Origin of the sequence: Pedobacter sp. G11, from assembly GCF_003860265.1 — a bacterium.
Lineage (GTDB): Bacteria > Bacteroidota > Bacteroidia > Sphingobacteriales > Sphingobacteriaceae > Pedobacter > Pedobacter agri.
In genome coordinates, this window is the sequence record NZ_CP034190.1 from 4,013,455 (window position 1) to 4,031,070 (window position 17,616).

Here is a 17,616-nt window from a genome sequence, read left to right on the forward strand (position 1 = left end):
CGAGTTTTAGACGATGCAAAATACAACTAAAACAGCTAAAAAAGAAAAAAAATATTTTGTAAAAGGTTTTTTTATTCTCCACTATAGCTTTGTAGTGTTTATTTGTATTTATTGAAGTAATTGTTTGTAGTTGTCAATTTTAATCATCGGTATGTTATAGCTTAATTGTTACCCTTACCTTGTAATAGTTATCCTCAGTTGTACCACTTTCAAATGTCGACTGGTCTCCGTAAGCGTAGGCCAACCGCTTGGTAATATTTTTTATGCCGGAGTTAAAGCCAGGTTTTTCTTTCACTTTTGCTATCTGATTTGACGTTTCGATAATCAAATCATTATTTTGTAAATACAATTTGATTTCTGCGGGGTGAGATTGAGAAAGCAGGTCACCATGTTTAAATATGTTTTCAACCAACGTAATTAAAATCAAAGGTATAATTTCCACTTTTTTAATGTAATCATCATACCAAAACCGAATTTGCAATTGGTGGTGTTTGCGTAGCTGATGCAAATTAATTAAGTTTTCTACCTGGTTAATTTCCTCACCAAGTGAAATGAAATCTTTATCCTTATTGCTATCCACCGAATATCTCATCATTTCTGAAAGCGAGAGTATGGTTTCTGCTGCTATAGGAGAATGATCACGAGCATTCTGATAGATAAAATCAAGTGTGTTAAATAATAAATGTGGCTGGATTTGTGCCTTTAAGAAAGCATTCTCTGATCTCGCAATCTGGATCATATTATTCAATCGCTGATGCTCCAATTCCTCGGTCTTCTTCCTCTCGCTCAAAAACTTGAGTAAAAAGTAGTAACCTGTAGAGAAAAACATGAAATAAATGGCTCGATAAACCGGCCCGAGGATGTATTGCATAGTCGTTCCAATCTTTCTCGGCCGGAAATATTTCAGTATATCAGTGATCAGATAGTCAAAGCCAATGTAGATCATGAGATAAACTAATAACTCCAGTGATAAAAGAAACGGAAGCTTCCACCAGATTTGATTTTTACGTTTTAAACCGCTCTCTAAAATAATATGCGTATGTACATAAAACATGGAGATGTTTAAAGAATAAAACAGAATGTAATTAATGAGGTTTCCAAACTGTCCACTAAACAGGCCTACTATTACAGACTCATACAGCATAAAAACCAGCCAGATGATGATGTGGAATTTTTTGGAAACCAGCCAGTTTTGAATGCGGATGAAAGGCGGTGATTTTTTGATGTTAATCATTGAGGAAAAAGCTTGTTAATAGGGTATCTGCTGGTAATGATGTTTCAAAAAGCAAAATTGCATAAAAATTTTAAACCTTGATGCATTTTGCAGGGTTTGCTAGGATCTGCTCGTTCTGATTGTTTTTTCTTTAATATACTCCTGTATTCCTTCGCGGTAACTGTTTCCAACATTTACAGTTAAATTATTAACCATTTTCAGTGTGTTTCCCTCAACTTTCTCAATATGGTTTTTGGCGATGATAAATGATCGGTGTGCCTGTGCAAAGTTTGGGTAATCCTGCAGTATAATTTTAATCTCTGATAAAGCGATATAAGTGACTATGGTTTCGTTAGTGGTGTAAATCCTGACATAGTTTTGTAAACTCTCCACCGCAACTATGTCGCTGTACCTAACTTTTATTAAACTATTTTTTTCATTCTTATTTCGTACAAAGAAATAATCTTCTTCTTGCTGAATAGAAATATTTGGCAGGCTGGGGCTTTGTGGAAATAGCCGGTTTAGGGTTTCCGCAAAACGAGCAAAAGTATAAGGTTTTAGCAAGTATGCACTGGCATTCATTTCAAATGCCTCATAAGCGTATTTAGAATGAGATGTAGTAAAAATCAGTTTGCTTGTTTTATGACGTATAGCCTTTGACAGCTCGATTCCCGAAATCATGGGCATGTCTACATCCATAAAAATAACATCAACATTTGCTCCGCCGGTAATGTCTGTAAGCGCCTGCAACGGATCGGTATATGCCTTATAAAGCGAAATATTGGATAGTGTGTTCAGATAAGATTTAATGCCATTTATAGCATGAATATCATCGTCAATCACGATACATTTTAATTTCATTTGATAGATAGAGAAGATGGATGGCAAATTACGCTATGATTCGCAAAAATTAAAATTTATAATGTTGGTCAAGGTATTGAGCATATTCATCAAGTTTGTGATAGCGTTTGTTTAGTTTTAGTCACTATGATCAAACCATAATCTAGTCTATAAAAATGAATAAAGAGGTTGGATCACAAATGAACAAAACTATTCTTTTTTAATTGCTTGGATTACAATATATTGTATTTATTACCGTAAATAAATATATGATATTGCAGATTAGCGGCAATTCATTTACCTAAAACCTAATCTTATGAAAAACAGAACCCGTGTAACCAACAGGTTAAATGTATCCATTACCAAAAAAGTGATCGAATTGCAGGAAAAAGGATACGATTGCGATTTTCTTTTACTGGCCAACGGCAGCCTGCTATGCATGCAGACCAATAGAAAGTATCCAATGAGTTCCGTGTCCATTGAAGCAACGGAGCATGGTTACGATTTCTTCAGCCAGTCGTACAAACATGTACATAAAATTGTTACCGGTAACGGCGAGCAGGGATTGTTGCTAACCGAAAAAGCATATAATTAATTACGAAAGATACATTAAGCATGGCTTGGTGTATCTTTTCAAAAAAATTGTCTAGACAAATCTTAATAATTTTATGCGTACTTAAAACTATTAATCATTCTTCTTGTTTAAATTTTATTCGATATATTTAAACAAAAATGACTTATACCATTTCTGATCTGGAACAGCTGTCAGGCATTCATTCTCATACGATAAGGATCTGGGAGCAACGGTATAATGCGTTAAAACCTCAACGCTCACAAGGAAATACCCGGCTATATGATGATAACCAGTTAAAACGGCTATTAAATATTGTGAGCCTCAATCAATCCGGATTAAAAATTTCGAAAATTTGTAGTTTAACCGATGAGGCTGTAGAAGAATTACTGGATCAAAAATATAGTTATCGATCTGATGATGAATTAGCTGAATTCTACATTACAAGGTTAATCAAATATGGTTTAGATTTTAATGATGCTGCATTTACCAATTTAATTAACGATTGTGTGGAAGTGTTAGGCGTTGCCGATACCTATCGTCGCGTAACATATCCTTTACTTATACGCCTAGGTTTAATGTGGCGAAAAGATGAGATTTGTCCTGCTCATGAACATTTCATCTCCAGTTTGATCCGTCAAAAACTTTTCTCCGAAATTAATAATACCGAATCAGCTTCCGATAGTGGAAAAACCTGGTTGCTTTTTCTGCCTGAAGATGAAGATCACGACATCGGATTAATCTTTGCAAATTATATGCTTCGGTTGAACCATCAAAAAGTAATCTATTTGGGAAGCAAAGTTCCACTAGATTCTATCGAAGAAGTAATCTCGAGTATAAATGTTGATCATGTTTTGCTTTTTATGGTCAGGGCAAGATTAGAGGCTGGTGCACAAAAATATATTACACAATTATCTGAGGTTTGCAAATCTGCAAAAATACACCTGGCTGGAAATGGTTTGGTGATTGAAAAATTAAAAAATATAGATCATATCAATTGGTTTAAAACGCTTGAAGAATTTGAAAAATCCATTCAAAACCCAAATTAACGATGAAAGAAATGTTTGATCAGTTATCGGCGAGGTGCAGTAAACTAACCACAACGAGTTATAGCACAAGTTTTTCTTTCGGAATTTATTTTCTGGGAAAACAACTGCGACAACCCGTTTACGCTATTTATGGTTTCGTCCGCCTTGCAGATGAAATAGTAGATAGCTTTCATAATTTCGACAAAAAGTATTTATTAGAGAAATTTAAACAGGATACTTTTGAAGCCATCGAATTAGGGATTAGTTTAAATCCTGTTCTTAATTCTTTTCAAAAAGTCGTAAACGAATATCAAATCGATCACGAATTAATTAGATTGTTTTTGAAAAGCATGGAAATGGATCTGGAAGATCAATTATTTACGGAAGATTTATATCAGGAATACATTTTAGGATCGGCAGAAGTAGTTGGTTTAATGTGTTTAAAAGTATTTACCAATGGGGATGAAGCAGAATACAACAGATTAAAACCCTTTGCTATGAAGTTGGGCTCCGCTTTTCAAAAGGTAAATTTTCTTCGTGATGTAAAGGCAGATCATCAATCACTAAACCGCAACTATTTTCCAAATGTGAATTTAACTGTCTTCTGTGATCAGGAAAAACGCAAGATAGAAGAGGAGATAGAAGACGAATTTAAAGATGCTTTATTAGGAATAAAAATGCTGCCATCCACATCCAGAAACGGTGTTTACCTATCTTACATCTATTATAGAAAACTATTTAATAAGATCAAAAATCTGAGCGCCGAAAAAATAATGACCGAACGCATTCGCATTCCAAACCATCATAAAATTGGCTTGATGTTCGATTCTATGATACGCCATAAGTTAAACGCGATTTAAGCAGCAATGGAAGAACATGTAATTTTAGTTGATAAAGATGACCTGCCTCAGGGTAAGATGGAAAAAATGGAGGCTCACCAAAAGGGATTATTACATCGTGCTTTTTCAATTTTTATTTTTAACGATCATCAAGAACTTTTGCTCCAGAAACGTTCCAAAAGTAAATATCATTCTGGTGGATTATGGACAAATACTTGTTGCAGCCATCCTCGTGAAGGCGAGAGTAATCTGGCCGCTGCAGAAAGAAGATTAAAAGAGGAGATGGGCATGACCTGCGATCTGGCTTATGGTTTTAATTTTTTATATAAGGCAGTGTTCGATGACGGGTTAACGGAGCATGAATTAGATCATGTTTTTTTTGGCACGTCTAATGATAAGCCAGTAATTAATAATGAAGAGGTAGAGGATTTCAAGTATATCAAACTTGAGGATTTGAGAAATGATATCGACGTCAATCCAACTGCATACACGCCATGGCTAAAAATCTGTTTAGACAAGGTAATCAGCCATATTTCAAATGATGTAAAATAAAAACGGGCATACAGCCTAAGCCATATACCCGTATCTAAATTAACGCTCTCGAGGACAAATATAGCACTTGTTTGTACAATTCCTAGTAGTTTAACATTTCTTTTACGTTCAAATTAAGGTAACTTTTTAGTTTCATTGCTTGCATGTGAAGCAATGTATTGATTTCTAGATTTTTGAAGATTTTTCTCTGGAAAAAATTATTTATATTTTTTTTGACAATCATTACAAACATAGGTTTGCCGGTTTGTTTTTCCGAGTGCTTTTTTGGTTACCTTGTGTTCTCGGGCACAAATTTTTTGCTGATAAACTTCCCAATGTTTACTTAATGTGTTTTCTTTTTTCCACTTTAAAAAATCGAAGCTATACCGCTGCGCTTCTTTGATAATCGCTTTGAGTTTAGCAGTAGGAATGTTTTCTATTTTACTCAGCGGATGAACTTGGCTTCTATACAGTACTTCATTTTTGATAATATTGCCAACGCCAGCAAAAATATCCTGATCTAATAAAGCATCACATATATAGGTTTCTTTCGTTTCATTCAGTTTTTCCAATGCGAGTTTTGGATCCCAATGTTCAGACATGATATCTGCTTTCCAATTGTAGTGATCATTTACATCACCATCCAACAAATCAACTTTGCAGGTGTAGAAGTTTAACTGATCATTTTTCAGCGTTAAGCCAAGTTTTAATGGCGTCTTCTTCGTTTCATTAATGAGGTAGGTGCCAAAAAGCATGAAATGGATACGTATAGTAAAATCATCGAAACAAATTAAAAAATGCTTACCCCAACTTTTGAAACCTTGAATTTTTTTGTGAAGAAGTTTTTCCTTATCAATGGTATTCACGTTTCCGGCAACTTCCAATACCTCTGGTTTACCCAAATGTAGGTCGCTGATCAAGTCTTTCAATATTACAATTGATGGTCCTTCAGGCATCTTCTAATTTTTTAAATTTAAAATGATTTTTGATGTGCTGATTGAAATATCTGCCTTTCGAACCTGCAGCTTTGAGCATATTGAAAATTTTTTCCGGCACGTTTCGGTACAGATAAACTAATCCGCTAACAAAAGTTATTTGAAGTGACTTTTTATTAGCATCATAACTGAAATGATCGATTACAGATGATGGCATAATATTTAATCAATTTAACAGTAGAATTTTGATATGGTTTTACTCACCATTTAGTTCTGATTCTTCTTTAGCAACCCTGATTTTCTCTTTCTTTAAATCAATCCTGATGATGTTGTACAAACTCATGTAAACATTCGCTATCCACACAATGGCAAAAAAAGCTATGAGGTAACCCCTCCAACTGGCATAAATCAATGTGTATTTTGTGATAAATAAAATAATTACCGTTACATAATGACTGAAACAATATTCACATGTAAACACATAGAAAAATTTCCGTTTGATTAGCTTGTTACAATTTTTTGAGCGGTCAACACAAAATTCCCTCGCCTCCCTAAAAATTTCTTCTTTGGTAACTGTCCAGGCAATACAGGCAACGGGCAATGCTAAAACGAATAAATAGTAAATGTGCGATTCCATGAAATTAGCTCTTTTAAATACAACCTCTTAGCAAGTAAAATGTTTAACTTATGAGATAAACATTTTAACGATATAGCTGTTTAATACCCAAAAGCCAACGTTATGGAAAGATCAGAAATTGTATCTCTACTTGAGGTCATTAATCAGCAAGTTAATTCTCCAATTTTAGGAGGAATGGAGGAAGCTTATGAGGAGTTGGAAAGTATGGGCCTGGTTAAAATCAACCGCGAATCTGTTCAATGGGCGGCAGTAATGACTCCTGCAGGAAATGCATATCTAGGTCACGATTAAGTGCTGCATCAATCAAAAATCTTTACGGAAAAAGTTAACAATATTGTTCTAAATTTGCAGCTGAATTAGAAAGTCCATTATGTGATGTATGGTTTCTAATATTTCTTATGAACAATATCCAGCTTAGAGAAGTTAATGTTACCCGCTACGTTACGCCCTTACGTGAAGGTGGTTCTATGCCAGCTATCGCCGAGGCTGATGACGATTTTTTGTATGTACTTAAATTCAGAGGCGCTGGCCAGGGTACCCGAGCGTTGATTGCTGAATTAATTGGTGGAGAAATCGCCAGAATTTTGGGATTACGCGTACCTGAATTGGTATTTGCCCATTTAGATGAGGCTTTTGGAAGAACCGAACCCGATGAAGAGATTCAGGATTTACTAAAAGCGAGTGTGGGTTTAAACTTAGCCCTTCATTATCTATCCGGAGCCATTACCTTTGATCCTACAGTTACCGCCGTTGATGCTAAATTAGCTTCACAAATTGTTTGGTTAGATTGCTTCTTAACCAATATGGATCGCACATGCCGCAATACCAATATGCTGGTTTGGCACAAGGAACTTTGGCTAATTGATCATGGCGCATCGTTGTACTTTCATCATTCCTGGCAAAATTGGGAAGGACAGGCTACACGACCATTTTTTCTTGTTAAAGATCATGTGTTACTACCCTGGGCTTCTGAACTTGAAGCGGTAGATCAGGAATTTCGTTCAATTCTTAACCCTGAGAAAATTCAGGCAGTAATCAATATCATTCCAGATGATTGGCTGGAAGGCGAAACAAATTTTGAAAGTAAGGAATCGCATCGAAAAGCTTATGCTTATTTCCTGGAAACGCGTTTAGCAAATTCTGAAACATTTTTAAAAGAAGCACAGCATGCAAGAGAGATTCTTATTTGAGTATGCCGTGATCCGCGTGATGCCGAGGGTAGAACGGGAGGAATTTATTAATGTAGGCATTATCCTTTATTGCGCTAAGAAGAAGTTCTTACAAAGCATTTTCGTAGTAGACGAGCAAAAGATCAGCGCCATAGCAGGTAAAATTGATATGGATGACATTCATGCGAATCTTTCAGCATTCGAACGGATCAGCGCTGGTGCAAAAAATGGTGGCCCGATTGGCCAGTATGATCAGGCTTCGCGATTCAGGTGGTTAACAGCAACGAGAAGTACTGTAGTGCAGTGTTCAAAAGTGCATCCTGGTTTTAGTACAGATCCTTACGAAACGATGCTAAGACTTCATAATGAACTGGTTTTGTAACTGTAAGTCAAGAACTCGTTTTAATCAAGAGAAATCAGCTATTATAGCAATTAATCAATCTATCCTTGCCGAAAGAATATTTTAAAAAACTTCAGGAGCTACTTACTACAGAGCGTGATGAAGATTTACAAGCATATTTAAAACTTACTGAAAATACTTCGGCTGCAGACCGCCGATTATTAGGATTAACCTGGTATCCCATTGCTATTCGCAACAGTGAAATTGGCCGGGGCGATTACCTGACTGTTGAATTGGAACGTACCACTCATCAGGATATTTCTCATCCGTTTAGATTTGGATCTTCTGTGGTTTTATTCTCCAACCACGATGCAAAGGAAGATAGGCTGGAGGGAACCATTACACATCAAACCGGGAATAAAATGAAAATTAGTTTCAGGGTTGATGAATTACCAGATTGGAGCCGTGACGGCAAATTAGGGGTTGATTTGCTTTTCGATAACAACAGTTACGATGAAATGCAAAATGCGTTGAAGCAGGCTTCAAATCTGGCAGACCATCAATCGGAAAATAAATTGATTAGCATCCTAACACGGGGGGAAAAACCTTCATTTCAGAATGAGGAGAAATTCTTCATTCCGAACAAACTAAATGAATCACAGCGACAGGCTGTTCATAAAATCGTTACGGCCAATCATTTAGCAATTGTACATGGTCCTCCTGGTACCGGCAAAACCACAACACTGGTACATGCAATAAAATCGCTGACGAAGCATTACAATCAAAAGATCCTGGTAGTTGCACCAAGCAATACCGCAGTAGATTTATTAACTGAAAAACTAGCAGCAGAAGGGCTTAACGTCATTCGGATAGGTAATCCGGCCCGTGTTTCAAATAGGCTGTTGGCATCAACTTTAGAGCATAAAATGGCTGATCATCCAGACATGAAGTCTGTTAAATCTCTAAAAAAGCAGGCCAACGAATTCAAAAACATGGCGCATAAATATAAGCGAAGTTTCGGGAAAGCTGAACGCGATCAACGCAAGGCTTTATTTGATGAAGCACACAAAATTGGCAAAGAAGTTGAAAAAACGGAACAGTATATTATGGATAATCTGTTCAGTAAGGCGCAGGTTATAACGGCAACATTGGTAGGCGCAAACCATTATACTGTTCGCAATTTAAAATATAATACGGTAGTGATCGATGAAGCCGGACAGGCTTTGGAACCCGCCTGTTGGATCCCCATTTTAAAAGCAGAAAAAGTGGTACTTGCAGGGGATCATTTCCAGTTAGCGCCAACAATAAAATCCAGCGAAGCCGGCAGAAACGGATTAAGTAAAACTTTACTGGAAAAGTCAGTTAGCCTTCATCCTGAATCTGTTGTGCTTCTCAATGAACAATACAGGATGCATGAAAGTATCATGGGATATTCTTCTCAGGTTTTCTATAACAGTCAGCTCCATGCCCATCCTGCTGTTGCCCGACATTTAGTTTTTGCTGATGATGAGCCGCTTGCTTTCATAGACACAGCCGGATGTAGTTTTGATGAAAAATTAGATGGAAACAGTACTACAAATCCTGATGAGGCCACTTTTTTAGTGACGCATTTGAGTACTTTAATTCAGGAACTTGAATCAAAAGAAACTATCGTTGATTTTCCGTCAATCGCCATCGTTTCTCCATACAAACAGCAAGTTCGAATTCTCAAGATGTTGGTTGAAGAAAATGAATTGTTAATGGCCCATCAAGATAAAATTTCTGTTAATACTATCGATAGTTTTCAGGGGCAGGAGCGGGATATTGTATACATCAGCTTAACCCGTAGCAATGCAGACGGCTCCATCGGCTTTTTAGCTGATACCAGAAGAATGAATGTAGCCATGACCCGGGCAAGGAAGAAGCTAGTGGTAATAGGGGATAGTGCAACACTTTCGAAGGCTAAGTTTTATGCAGATTTTATTACCTATGCCGAAAAACTTAACGCTTACCATAGTGCCTGGGAGTTTATAAACGTATAATCAGATATCTAAACGCTTAAACCTCAAAGAAATGTCTATATTTGAATAAATCATCCTGATTGCCTTATTTCTTTAGCAAAACCATGAACTTTTTTGTTTTTAGTTATGTTGTATAAACAGGTTACGCGATGACCGTTAATAAAGCTAACCAATACAACAACAAAATGAAAGAAGGTGCAAGGGTTTTAATCGCAGACGATAATGAATTGATGCGAATGGTAATGAAGGGCTATTTTCGGAAATTAATACCTTCGTCTGAGGTATTTGAAACTACAAATCTTCCTGATACTTTTGAGTTATTAAACCGTGAAAAATTTGATTTTTTACTGTTGGATATCAATATGCCAAGGGGCGATAGTAATCCAAATACGGTACGAAAAGTTCATGCTATCCAGCCCGAAATAAAAGTTTGCATGTTTACCGGTAATGATAAAACCACGCTCGAGAAACAATATACCGAAGCAGGGGCAATAGCCTTTATCCAAAAAGATGAAGATATGGGTTTAGCGATTGAAGATGCCCTAAAGATAGCTTTCGGCTAAACCTTTTCTAGTTTGTTTTCCTGCAATTTACCCGAAATACTTGCGCCGGCAATGAGTAATTCGTTGGTAATCATTTTGGTATATTCGGTAATTTCAAATTTAAAATCTTTTACCGACGATCCCGATCTGATTTCTTCCAATCGTTTTTCCCATTGACCTGTAAGTTCAGCCTGAGCAATTTGTTTATCTTTCACCACTTCATAAACCGCCAATCCTTTGGCTGAAGGTACCAGATTCCGTTTTTCTCTGGTAATATATTCTCTGGTGATTAAGGTTTCAATAATAGAAGCTCGAGTAGCGGGCGTTCCTAAACCACTATCTTTCATCGCATATCGCAACTCCTCATCCTCAATTTCTTTACCGCAGGTTTCCAGTGCTTTCAGAAGAGACGCTTCATTGTACATTGATTTTGGTTTTGTTTGCTTCTCTAGTAAGGATTTTTCTGTAATTGGTAATTGTTCACCTACGATAACCTTTGGCAAAGCCGCGTTATCCTCATCTTTTTTATCGTCTTCACTTTCATTAAAAACCGAACGCCATCCGGCAGAACGAATAACGGTTCCATTAGCAATAAAAGTAAGTCCAGATTGGATGGTGATTTTGGTAATTTCTTTTAAACATTCCTGATGGAAGGCCTCGATCATTCGTCCAACTACCATGTCATACACAGCCTGTTTATCGCTGCTAAGTCCATAGGCCTCTACACCAGTTGGTAAAACGGCATGGTGATCGGTTACTTTTTTTGCATTGACACTACGTTTATTTAGTTTAATGGTTTGAAGGAAAGCTGCCTGTTTACCAAAATCAGGATGGTTAACAAATTTGGTAATCAAATCCGGAACACCGGCAAAAACATCATCGCCGATATATCTTGATCCTGTACGAGGATAAGAAACGAGTTTGCTTTCATACAAATTCTGTAAAATATTCAAGGTCTGATCAGCCGTGTATCCCTTCTTTTTATTCGCTTCCTGCTGTAAACTACTCAAATCATGCAAAAGCGGTGGTGGTTCTTTACGGGGTTTAGCTTCAACTGCTGTGATATTTCCACCAGTTGGGAATCCGGATGCCACATCTTCTACTAAAGCAAAAAGCTTTTCAGCTTCTTCCTTTTCTTTATAGTTTGTAGTCGAAACCGCTTTAAAACTTTGCTCATCCTTAACCAGCTGGATGCTGATCTGGTAATAAATCTGCGGTACAAAATTTTTAATTTCTAAAAAGCGGGCACAAATCATGGCAAGGGTAGGTGTTTGAACTCTACCAAGCGACAATACAGTTCGGTTGCCCGCAGAAATACTCAAAGCCTGTGTTGCATTCATGCCGACAAGCCAGTCAGATTCAGATCGGCAATGTGCGGAATTGAATAGCGTATCGTAATCGGTGCCAGGCTTAAGATTTCTAAAACCATCTTTTATAGCTTCATCAGTTTGTGAGGAAATCCACAATCTTTTAAATGGTTTTTTGCATTTCAGATAATAGTAGATATATCTGAAAATCAGCTCGCCTTCACGCCCGGCATCCGTAGCTACAATAATTTCTGTAGCCTCATCGAAAAGTCTTTTTATTGTATCAAGTTGTTTTCTAACTGCCGGATCTTCTACAAAGCCGTCTTTAGTTTTGATTTTGCGAACTGCCAATTTAAATTTAGCTGGTAACATGGGTAAGTGCTGCTTTCTCCAGCCAATAAAACCATAATCTTGTGGAGGTGCCAATTGCAATAAATGCCCAAATGCCCAGGTAAACGAATATCCTTTACCTTCGATATATCCGTCTTTTCTGGTAGTTGCACCAAAAACTTTAGCAAGTTCGCGGCCAACTGAAGGCTTTTCTGCAATAACAATCTTCATGAATTGGGCTTATTTTAAAACCTCAAAGATGCTCAAAATATTGATTCAAAAATCAAAATTTTACTCACACACTAAACACCTGATGATTAAACATTTTCGCTGTTTTAGTGTTACGGTTGCATTATTCAGTAACAAATAATCGAGTTTAAAATCTAAAATTTAATGAATAGCCATTACAATTTAGAAAATTGCACTATCAAAGTCCATTTAGATGAGGGTATCATACGGGTGTACGGCAACGCAGAACTTTGGCGCTTTTTGGATGGTAAAGCAGATGAAAGGTTTATTTTATTGGTAAAAACCATTAAAGATGATTACCTGCAGAAATTTGGTCGTCCATTACAGATTACAGACCGATCGCTCATTGTGGAAATTTTGGTGCATGTTTACTGTGATTATTTAGGTTTGCAATTTAACCGACTGGTGAAATTTAAGCCGCTTAATAAGCTTGTAAATAAGTTATTGGAAAGGGCAGAAGTAGTGGATTGTGGCGAAAAGGCCAAAGACTCCAACCGTTGGGTCTGGGATACTCTGGCCCCCCTAAAAGGATTTTTTATCAAGATATTGCCCCGGAATTTAAGTGATACAAATCTCAAACTACATTAATCCATTTGAGCGGCCAAAACTTCCTCTTGTTTTAAAGCGTAGCTGGCTGCGAGTGTTTCGTTCAAAAACGAAGAATGGTATTGCTGATCAGAGTTGTTAATAAACAGTACAGTGCGGTCTGAAATGGCATCAATCACTTTATTTGCTAGTTTAGTTGGTACTGCCGGGCAACCCTGGCTTCGGCCCAATCTTCCGAGTTGATTAATTGTTTCCTGGCAGACATAATCGGCACCATGAACAACAATCGCCCGTTCCCTCGCATGGTTGTTAAATCCTCGGTCCATACCATCTAATTTAAGCGAACGACCATGTTTGCCGTAATAAATTTCTCCGGTTAGATAAAAACCTAAACTGCTTTGATTTGAATTCTGCGTATTGGAAAAATAGGTGGGTTTATCGCCACCACTGTTTTGCCCATGTGCCACCCAGGTATTTAAAATAAGTTTTTTCTGCGCCAAATCAATAATAAAAAGACGTTTCTTGCTGCTTTCCTGATCGAAATCAGCAATGGTTAAAATAGATTTGGAATGTAGCAAACCGGAATACTTCATGTTGTAAAAGCCGGTAAGTGCTTTTTCAAAAACCTGTTGGTTTAAACCTGCAGAATCCAGATGAGCAGCATAATAGATATCTGAAATGAACTGATTGTAGATACTATCAGCAGCAATATTTTTAACTGTTTGTTGCTGTGTTTGTGGAAGCTCTTCTGCTTTCCAACTTGTTCCGACAATGCTCATACTCACTAAAACAATCGCGGCAATGCCTAAAAAGATTTTCTTCATTAAGGGATGTTTGGTTGATTTCTGAAATAATAATACGGAGTTTATGAGTAATTGTTGTGCAAGTGCCGGTGTAGTTTTAATAATACGGACTGTTTTACAGCAATATGACGGATTATCGATGAAAATATAGCTTGCGGGAATGTTATTTTTCTTTAATCTAACTGATAATCAATAACAAATACGATTGTAAGGTGTTGTAATTTAAAACTGATCATCATGAAAATACTGCTTACTGGCGCAAACGGTTATATTGGAACAAGGTTATTGCCGCTGCTATTGGAAGAAGGTCATCAGGTAGTTTGTATGGTTAGGGATGAGCGTAGATTTGCTGCAAAATCTGATCTAAGTGAGGAAGTAGAAATTATCAGTGGCGACTTGCTCAAAGCAGATACATTGGATGAAATTCCCTCTGATATCGATGCCGCTTATTATCTGGTTCATTCAATGTCATCAAGCGATAGTGGTTTTGATGATATGGAAAGGCAATCCTCAGAAAATTTCTCAAATGCCATTAAGAAAACCAATTGTAAGCAAATCATTTACCTTACCGGGATTGCAAATGATGAACACTTATCAAAACATTTAGGTTCCCGTTTAGCTGTTGAGGAAGAATTAAAATCTTCAGGCATTGCCTGTACCATTTTACGGGCGGCAATAATCATTGGTTCTGGAAGCGCCTCATTCGAAATCATTAGAGATTTGACCGAGAAAATTCCGGTAATGGTTGCGCCAAAGTGGGTAAAAACCAAATGTCAGCCGATTGGTATTCGCGATGTTTTAGGCTATCTAATTGGGGTACTACATAACGAAAAAGCCTTTAATCAAACATTTGATATTGGCGGACCTGATATCCTGACGTATAAAAATATGTTGTTGGGTTATGCTAATGAACGAGGCTTGAAAAGATGGATCATTACCGTTCCGGTTCTTACGCCCAGGTTATCATCTCTTTGGCTTAATTTAATCACTCCGGTTCCATACTCGCTTGCCAAAAGTTTGGTAGACAGCATGAAAAACGAAGTGGTTTGTAAAGATGATCGTATTAAAAGTGTGGTGCCCAGAAAGTGTTTAACCTACGCTGAAGCCTTGCATTTGGCTTTCGAAAAGATCGATCAGAATTCCATTGTATCCAGCTGGAAGGATGCTTTAAACAGGGGATATTTACAAACTGATTTTATGGATCAGATTAAGGTGCCACAAAACGGAACATTACAATACAAGGTAAAAATGCCTTTTGAACGCAAGGCAGAAGAAGTATTTGAAAATATCTGGAGTATAGGTGGGAGCAGAGGCTGGTATTTTATGGATTGGCTTTGGCAGCTCAGGGGCTTTTTAGATAAAATTTTCGGAGGTGTAGGTACCCGACGCGGAAGAACAAGTAATATTGATCTTCAGGCTGGAGATGTACTCGATTTTTGGAGGGTGCTTTTAGCCGATCGGAAAAACAAAAGATTATTGCTATATGCCGAAATGAAAGTGCCTGGCGAGGCTTGGCTGGAACTTAAATTGGTAGAGTTTCATGGTAAGGCCTTTCTTTCGCAGATTGCTACTTTTAGGCCTAAAGGTTTATGGGGACGCCTGTACTGGTACGCCATGTGGCCCTTTCATATTGTGCTGTTTAAAGGCATGGCCAGAGAGATTACCACGTATAAACCCGATAATTAAGTCAATTTATTATCTTTGATGTTTACATCAATGAAAATGCCGAATCAAGATCACGATTATTCCTTTTGGACCAAATATAAACGTTTCGCCAGTACCGAAATATTAATGTATTTGATCATGATTATTGGAATTGGCTTAGGAATTATTTTTTTAAGCTAAGCACCAGTTTTAAATGATCAGCAGCATTTACCTCATTCATAAATTTTGAGAACTCTGCATATTTCTCCGCAGGAAAAGTTCCATCATTGATTCTGATTTTTCGAGAGTAAGTTACCTTGTTTCCTACAAAACTTACTTTCGCCTCATAAAATCCAAAATCATTCTTGAAAATTTTATCATTTGGCAAAATGAAGTTTGTTGATACCTGGTCAGGAAGTTGGTAAGAAATGGTATCTTCATCTGTATATCCTCTGTTAATATAAACAGGTAATGCTCTGTTTTTTACCTCCGGGATTGACCTTGCAATATTAAATGCGTTTGGTTGCAGATATAACTTATCTCCATTAATTGTGGCATAATGCCCGATGTTAACCTGTAAAACTTCAGTTATCTTCGGGTCTGATGTTTTTTCTTGGGTGTAAACAACTTTTTCAAAGTTAATATTATCAATGTTGTAAGATGATTTTAGCGCTTTATGTTGCTCGGCAATCGGTTTGCTGATAATCGATTCGTGGTTATCATACTGTGCTCCGGAAAAAACTGTGCTCATGTTTCCTGAAAGCGTTCCATCCTGATTAATTTTTAAGTTCGCTTTGCGTACCTGTAAATTACTTTGTGCGCTTAGTTTTGGTGTTCTCAGCAACTTACCCCCTTCAGGTGTGCAGGCAAAAACGACTCTATCGTCAGTAAAGTCTCCTAAAAATCCAAAGGGGATTTTTTGACTCGTACATTCCAGCCAGGTGGTGTCGTTTTTTAAAGGAAGGCATAAAATGATGTGATTCCCTTGCGACATATCCGCAAACTTCGGGTCCATGCTTTTCTTTTGGCTTCCTGCTTCAACAACACAATAGTAAGAATCAACATCAGCGGCTTTTAATAGGCTTTGCATATAATTGACTAAGGCCTTGCAATCGCCATAACCTAAACGATCAACCTCAGTCGCTGAAATAGGTTGAATACCTCCAATACCTATCTGTACACTGATGTAACGCGTTTTACTTTGTAAATATTGATAGATTTTTTTTGCCTTATCCTTATCTGTTTTCTCATCTTTAACTAAATTCTTAACCATGGCAATGGTTTCGGGCGATAAGGTATTTCGCTGTTTAATCAAATTGTTATATACCCATTTACCTAATTCCTCCCAGTTTTGATAACTGCCTTTGTAATTATAATAGGTAAATTGAGTAGGTGCTATCTGAACACTGGTTAGGTAAGTTTCAGGATCAGGATTATACGGCTCAGATTTAACAGCCAGCAAATTGCCAGCTCTCCAAATCATTTTTTTCTGCTTTTCATCGGTTACAACTTCTGGCGCCCCCTTGTAATTAAGCGTTTTAATGCGAACCTCATCAGTTGGTTTGGATATGAATGTATATGAACTTTGCTCAACTGAAACATCATCAGCGGGTTTTGGTCGCCATCTGGGGACGCCTAAATTTTGTTTGTTTCTAATTTCGTAATAGTAAACAACGGTGTAAGGGTATTGATTTACATTTGGCAAATAATGTTTAATCCGGCTATCAATAAATAAGGAAAATCCATCCGCTACGCTGATATCGGAGAAATCATGCTGTGTAAATTTGCTTATTGGTTTACCAACTGAGTTATAAACTTCACCCTTGATGCTTTTTATCGATGTATTTTTATCATAATGCAAAACCAAACGAGCTTCATCTTCGCCATTTTCATTAAACACTGTTATTGCTTTTTTTACCGTTTGCATCACATTTTCGGGTGCACGCATATCTACAACGGTTTCGTTAATCCTGATGCAGGCATTGGCCCGGTTTTTCAAACTGCTGGCGATTAGATCAACATCATAATTATCTTGTGCAACAGCACTATTAGCCAAACCTAAAATGCAAAGGAATATTAATTTAATCTTCAT

19 protein-coding genes are annotated in these 17,616 nt (G+C 37.1%); 11 read left to right on the forward strand and 8 right to left on the reverse strand.

Annotated features, from left to right (window positions below; all coding sequences use genetic code 11):
- Positions 1–154: 154 nt before the first annotated feature.
- Positions 155–1,234, reverse strand: coding sequence for a sensor histidine kinase (locus EA772_RS17300; protein ID WP_124914291.1), 1,080 nt, complete (start codon positions 1,232–1,234; stop codon positions 155–157).
- Positions 1,235–1,333: 99 nt separating this feature from the next.
- Positions 1,334–2,074 (reverse strand): LytTR family DNA-binding domain-containing protein, encoded by a 741-nt coding sequence (locus tag EA772_RS17305; RefSeq protein WP_010601456.1) that lies wholly within the window; start codon positions 2,072–2,074, stop codon positions 1,334–1,336.
- A 295-nt stretch (positions 2,075–2,369) separates the two neighbouring features.
- Here EA772_RS17305 and EA772_RS17310 point away from each other — a divergent pair, with 295 nt between their 5' ends.
- The 4 genes from EA772_RS17310 (at position 2,370) to idi (ending at position 5,043) form a co-directional block, all read left to right on the forward strand.
- Positions 2,370–2,648, forward strand: a complete 279-nt coding sequence (locus EA772_RS17310) for a hypothetical protein (protein ID WP_010601455.1) — start codon at positions 2,370–2,372, stop codon at positions 2,646–2,648.
- 137 nt (positions 2,649–2,785) lie between these two features.
- On the forward strand, positions 2,786–3,673 hold the full coding sequence (locus EA772_RS17315) for a MerR family transcriptional regulator (RefSeq protein ID WP_010601454.1): 888 nt from the start codon (positions 2,786–2,788) through the stop codon (positions 3,671–3,673).
- A gap of 2 nt (positions 3,674–3,675) precedes the next feature.
- The gene (locus EA772_RS17320; protein ID WP_124914292.1) at positions 3,676–4,512 is read left to right on the forward strand and encodes a squalene/phytoene synthase family protein; all 837 of its coding nucleotides are present in this window, start codon (positions 3,676–3,678) and stop codon (positions 4,510–4,512) included.
- Between the two features lie 6 nt (positions 4,513–4,518).
- Positions 4,519–5,043, forward strand: coding sequence for an isopentenyl-diphosphate Delta-isomerase (idi, locus tag EA772_RS17325; protein WP_124914293.1), 525 nt, complete (start codon positions 4,519–4,521; stop codon positions 5,041–5,043).
- Positions 5,044–5,240: 197 nt separating this feature from the next.
- Here idi and EA772_RS17330 read toward each other — a convergent pair whose 3' ends face one another.
- Genes EA772_RS17330 through EA772_RS17340 form a run of 3 tightly spaced genes read right to left on the reverse strand, consistent with a single transcriptional unit; the run spans position 5,241 to position 6,594 of the window.
- A complete protein-coding gene (locus EA772_RS17330; protein ID WP_124914294.1) occupies positions 5,241–5,978 on the reverse strand; it encodes an endonuclease in 738 nt (245 codons plus the stop codon).
- A complete protein-coding gene (locus EA772_RS17335; protein ID WP_124914295.1) occupies positions 5,971–6,174 on the reverse strand; it encodes a KTSC domain-containing protein in 204 nt (67 codons plus the stop codon). The genes EA772_RS17330 and EA772_RS17335 overlap by 8 nt, the downstream gene beginning before the upstream one ends.
- Before the next feature lie 39 nt (positions 6,175–6,213).
- A complete protein-coding gene (locus tag EA772_RS17340; RefSeq protein ID WP_010601448.1) occupies positions 6,214–6,594 on the reverse strand; it encodes a hypothetical protein in 381 nt (126 codons plus the stop codon).
- Between the two features lie 102 nt (positions 6,595–6,696).
- Here EA772_RS17340 and EA772_RS17345 point away from each other — a divergent pair, with 102 nt between their 5' ends.
- From EA772_RS17345 to EA772_RS17365, 5 genes are all read left to right on the forward strand, one after another.
- Positions 6,697–6,885, forward strand: a complete 189-nt coding sequence (locus EA772_RS17345; RefSeq protein ID WP_010601447.1) for a hypothetical protein — start codon at positions 6,697–6,699, stop codon at positions 6,883–6,885.
- Positions 6,886–6,992: 107 nt separating this feature from the next.
- Entirely contained in the window at positions 6,993–7,784 is a 792-nt protein-coding gene (locus tag EA772_RS17350) for a HipA family kinase (protein ID WP_124914296.1), read from the forward strand.
- On the forward strand, positions 7,762–8,145 hold the full coding sequence (locus EA772_RS17355; RefSeq protein ID WP_116168275.1) for a DUF3037 domain-containing protein: 384 nt from the start codon (positions 7,762–7,764) through the stop codon (positions 8,143–8,145). Before EA772_RS17350 ends, EA772_RS17355 begins: the two co-directional genes overlap by 23 nt.
- 65 nt (positions 8,146–8,210) lie before the next feature.
- Positions 8,211–10,124 (forward strand): AAA domain-containing protein, encoded by a 1,914-nt coding sequence (locus EA772_RS17360; RefSeq protein ID WP_124914297.1) that lies wholly within the window; start codon positions 8,211–8,213, stop codon positions 10,122–10,124.
- A gap of 128 nt (positions 10,125–10,252) precedes the next feature.
- Positions 10,253–10,666 carry a response regulator gene (locus tag EA772_RS17365; protein ID WP_124914298.1) on the forward strand — a complete coding sequence of 138 codons (414 nt, stop codon included), beginning with the start codon at positions 10,253–10,255 and terminating at the stop codon, positions 10,664–10,666.
- Here the strand turns inward: EA772_RS17365 and topB are convergent.
- Positions 10,663–12,513 carry a DNA topoisomerase III gene (gene topB, locus EA772_RS17370; protein ID WP_124914299.1) on the reverse strand — a complete coding sequence of 617 codons (1,851 nt, stop codon included), beginning with the start codon at positions 12,511–12,513 and terminating at the stop codon, positions 10,663–10,665. The two genes, EA772_RS17365 and topB, sit on opposite strands and share 4 nt — an antisense overlap.
- 162 nt (positions 12,514–12,675) lie before the next feature.
- Between topB and EA772_RS17375 the strand changes: the two genes are divergently transcribed.
- Complete coding sequence (locus EA772_RS17375) at positions 12,676–13,119, forward strand: hypothetical protein (RefSeq protein WP_124914300.1); 444 nt, start codon at positions 12,676–12,678, stop codon at positions 13,117–13,119.
- Here EA772_RS17375 and EA772_RS17380 read toward each other — a convergent pair.
- Positions 13,116–13,901 carry a murein L,D-transpeptidase catalytic domain family protein gene (locus EA772_RS17380; RefSeq protein ID WP_124914301.1) on the reverse strand — a complete coding sequence of 262 codons (786 nt, stop codon included), beginning with the start codon at positions 13,899–13,901 and terminating at the stop codon, positions 13,116–13,118. The two genes, EA772_RS17375 and EA772_RS17380, sit on opposite strands and share 4 nt — an antisense overlap.
- A 216-nt stretch (positions 13,902–14,117) precedes the next feature.
- Between EA772_RS17380 and EA772_RS17385 the strand changes: the two genes are divergently transcribed.
- Entirely contained in the window at positions 14,118–15,566 is a 1,449-nt protein-coding gene (locus EA772_RS17385; protein WP_124914302.1) for an SDR family oxidoreductase, read from the forward strand.
- A gap of 142 nt (positions 15,567–15,708) precedes the next feature.
- Here EA772_RS17385 and EA772_RS17390 read toward each other — a convergent pair whose 3' ends face one another.
- Positions 15,709–17,616: a DUF3857 domain-containing transglutaminase family protein gene (locus tag EA772_RS17390; RefSeq protein ID WP_124914303.1), complete on the reverse strand. Its 1,908-nt coding sequence runs from the start codon at positions 17,614–17,616 to the stop codon at positions 15,709–15,711.

Excerpts from the sequence above, each read along its gene's own strand:
- EA772_RS17390 (WP_124914303.1), bottom strand. The coding sequence starts at position 17,616 with ATGAAGATTAAATTAATATTCCTTTGCATTTTAGGTTTGGCTAATAGT.
- topB (WP_124914299.1), bottom strand. The coding sequence starts at position 12,513 with ATGAAGATTGTTATTGCAGAAAAGCCTTCAGTTGGCCGCGAACTTGCT.
- idi (WP_124914293.1), top strand. The coding sequence starts at position 4,519 with ATGGAAGAACATGTAATTTTAGTTGATAAAGATGACCTGCCTCAGGGT.
- EA772_RS17350 (WP_124914296.1), top strand. The coding sequence starts at position 6,993 with ATGAACAATATCCAGCTTAGAGAAGTTAATGTTACCCGCTACGTTACG.
- EA772_RS17355 (WP_116168275.1), top strand. The coding sequence starts at position 7,762 with ATGCAAGAGAGATTCTTATTTGAGTATGCCGTGATCCGCGTGATGCCG.
- EA772_RS17300 (WP_124914291.1), bottom strand. The coding sequence starts at position 1,234 with ATGATTAACATCAAAAAATCACCGCCTTTCATCCGCATTCAAAACTGG.
- EA772_RS17365 (WP_124914298.1), top strand. The coding sequence starts at position 10,253 with ATGACCGTTAATAAAGCTAACCAATACAACAACAAAATGAAAGAAGGT.
- EA772_RS17305 (WP_010601456.1), bottom strand. The coding sequence starts at position 2,074 with ATGAAATTAAAATGTATCGTGATTGACGATGATATTCATGCTATAAAT.
- EA772_RS17375 (WP_124914300.1), top strand. The coding sequence starts at position 12,676 with ATGAATAGCCATTACAATTTAGAAAATTGCACTATCAAAGTCCATTTA.
- EA772_RS17310 (WP_010601455.1), top strand. The coding sequence starts at position 2,370 with ATGAAAAACAGAACCCGTGTAACCAACAGGTTAAATGTATCCATTACC.
- EA772_RS17330 (WP_124914294.1), bottom strand. The coding sequence starts at position 5,978 with ATGCCTGAAGGACCATCAATTGTAATATTGAAAGACTTGATCAGCGAC.
- EA772_RS17315 (WP_010601454.1), top strand. The coding sequence starts at position 2,786 with ATGACTTATACCATTTCTGATCTGGAACAGCTGTCAGGCATTCATTCT.
- EA772_RS17320 (WP_124914292.1), top strand. The coding sequence starts at position 3,676 with ATGAAAGAAATGTTTGATCAGTTATCGGCGAGGTGCAGTAAACTAACC.
- EA772_RS17385 (WP_124914302.1), top strand. The coding sequence starts at position 14,118 with ATGAAAATACTGCTTACTGGCGCAAACGGTTATATTGGAACAAGGTTA.
- EA772_RS17380 (WP_124914301.1), bottom strand. The coding sequence starts at position 13,901 with ATGAAGAAAATCTTTTTAGGCATTGCCGCGATTGTTTTAGTGAGTATG.
- EA772_RS17340 (WP_010601448.1), bottom strand. The coding sequence starts at position 6,594 with ATGGAATCGCACATTTACTATTTATTCGTTTTAGCATTGCCCGTTGCC.
- EA772_RS17345 (WP_010601447.1), top strand. The coding sequence starts at position 6,697 with ATGGAAAGATCAGAAATTGTATCTCTACTTGAGGTCATTAATCAGCAA.
- EA772_RS17335 (WP_124914295.1), bottom strand. The coding sequence starts at position 6,174 with ATGCCATCATCTGTAATCGATCATTTCAGTTATGATGCTAATAAAAAG.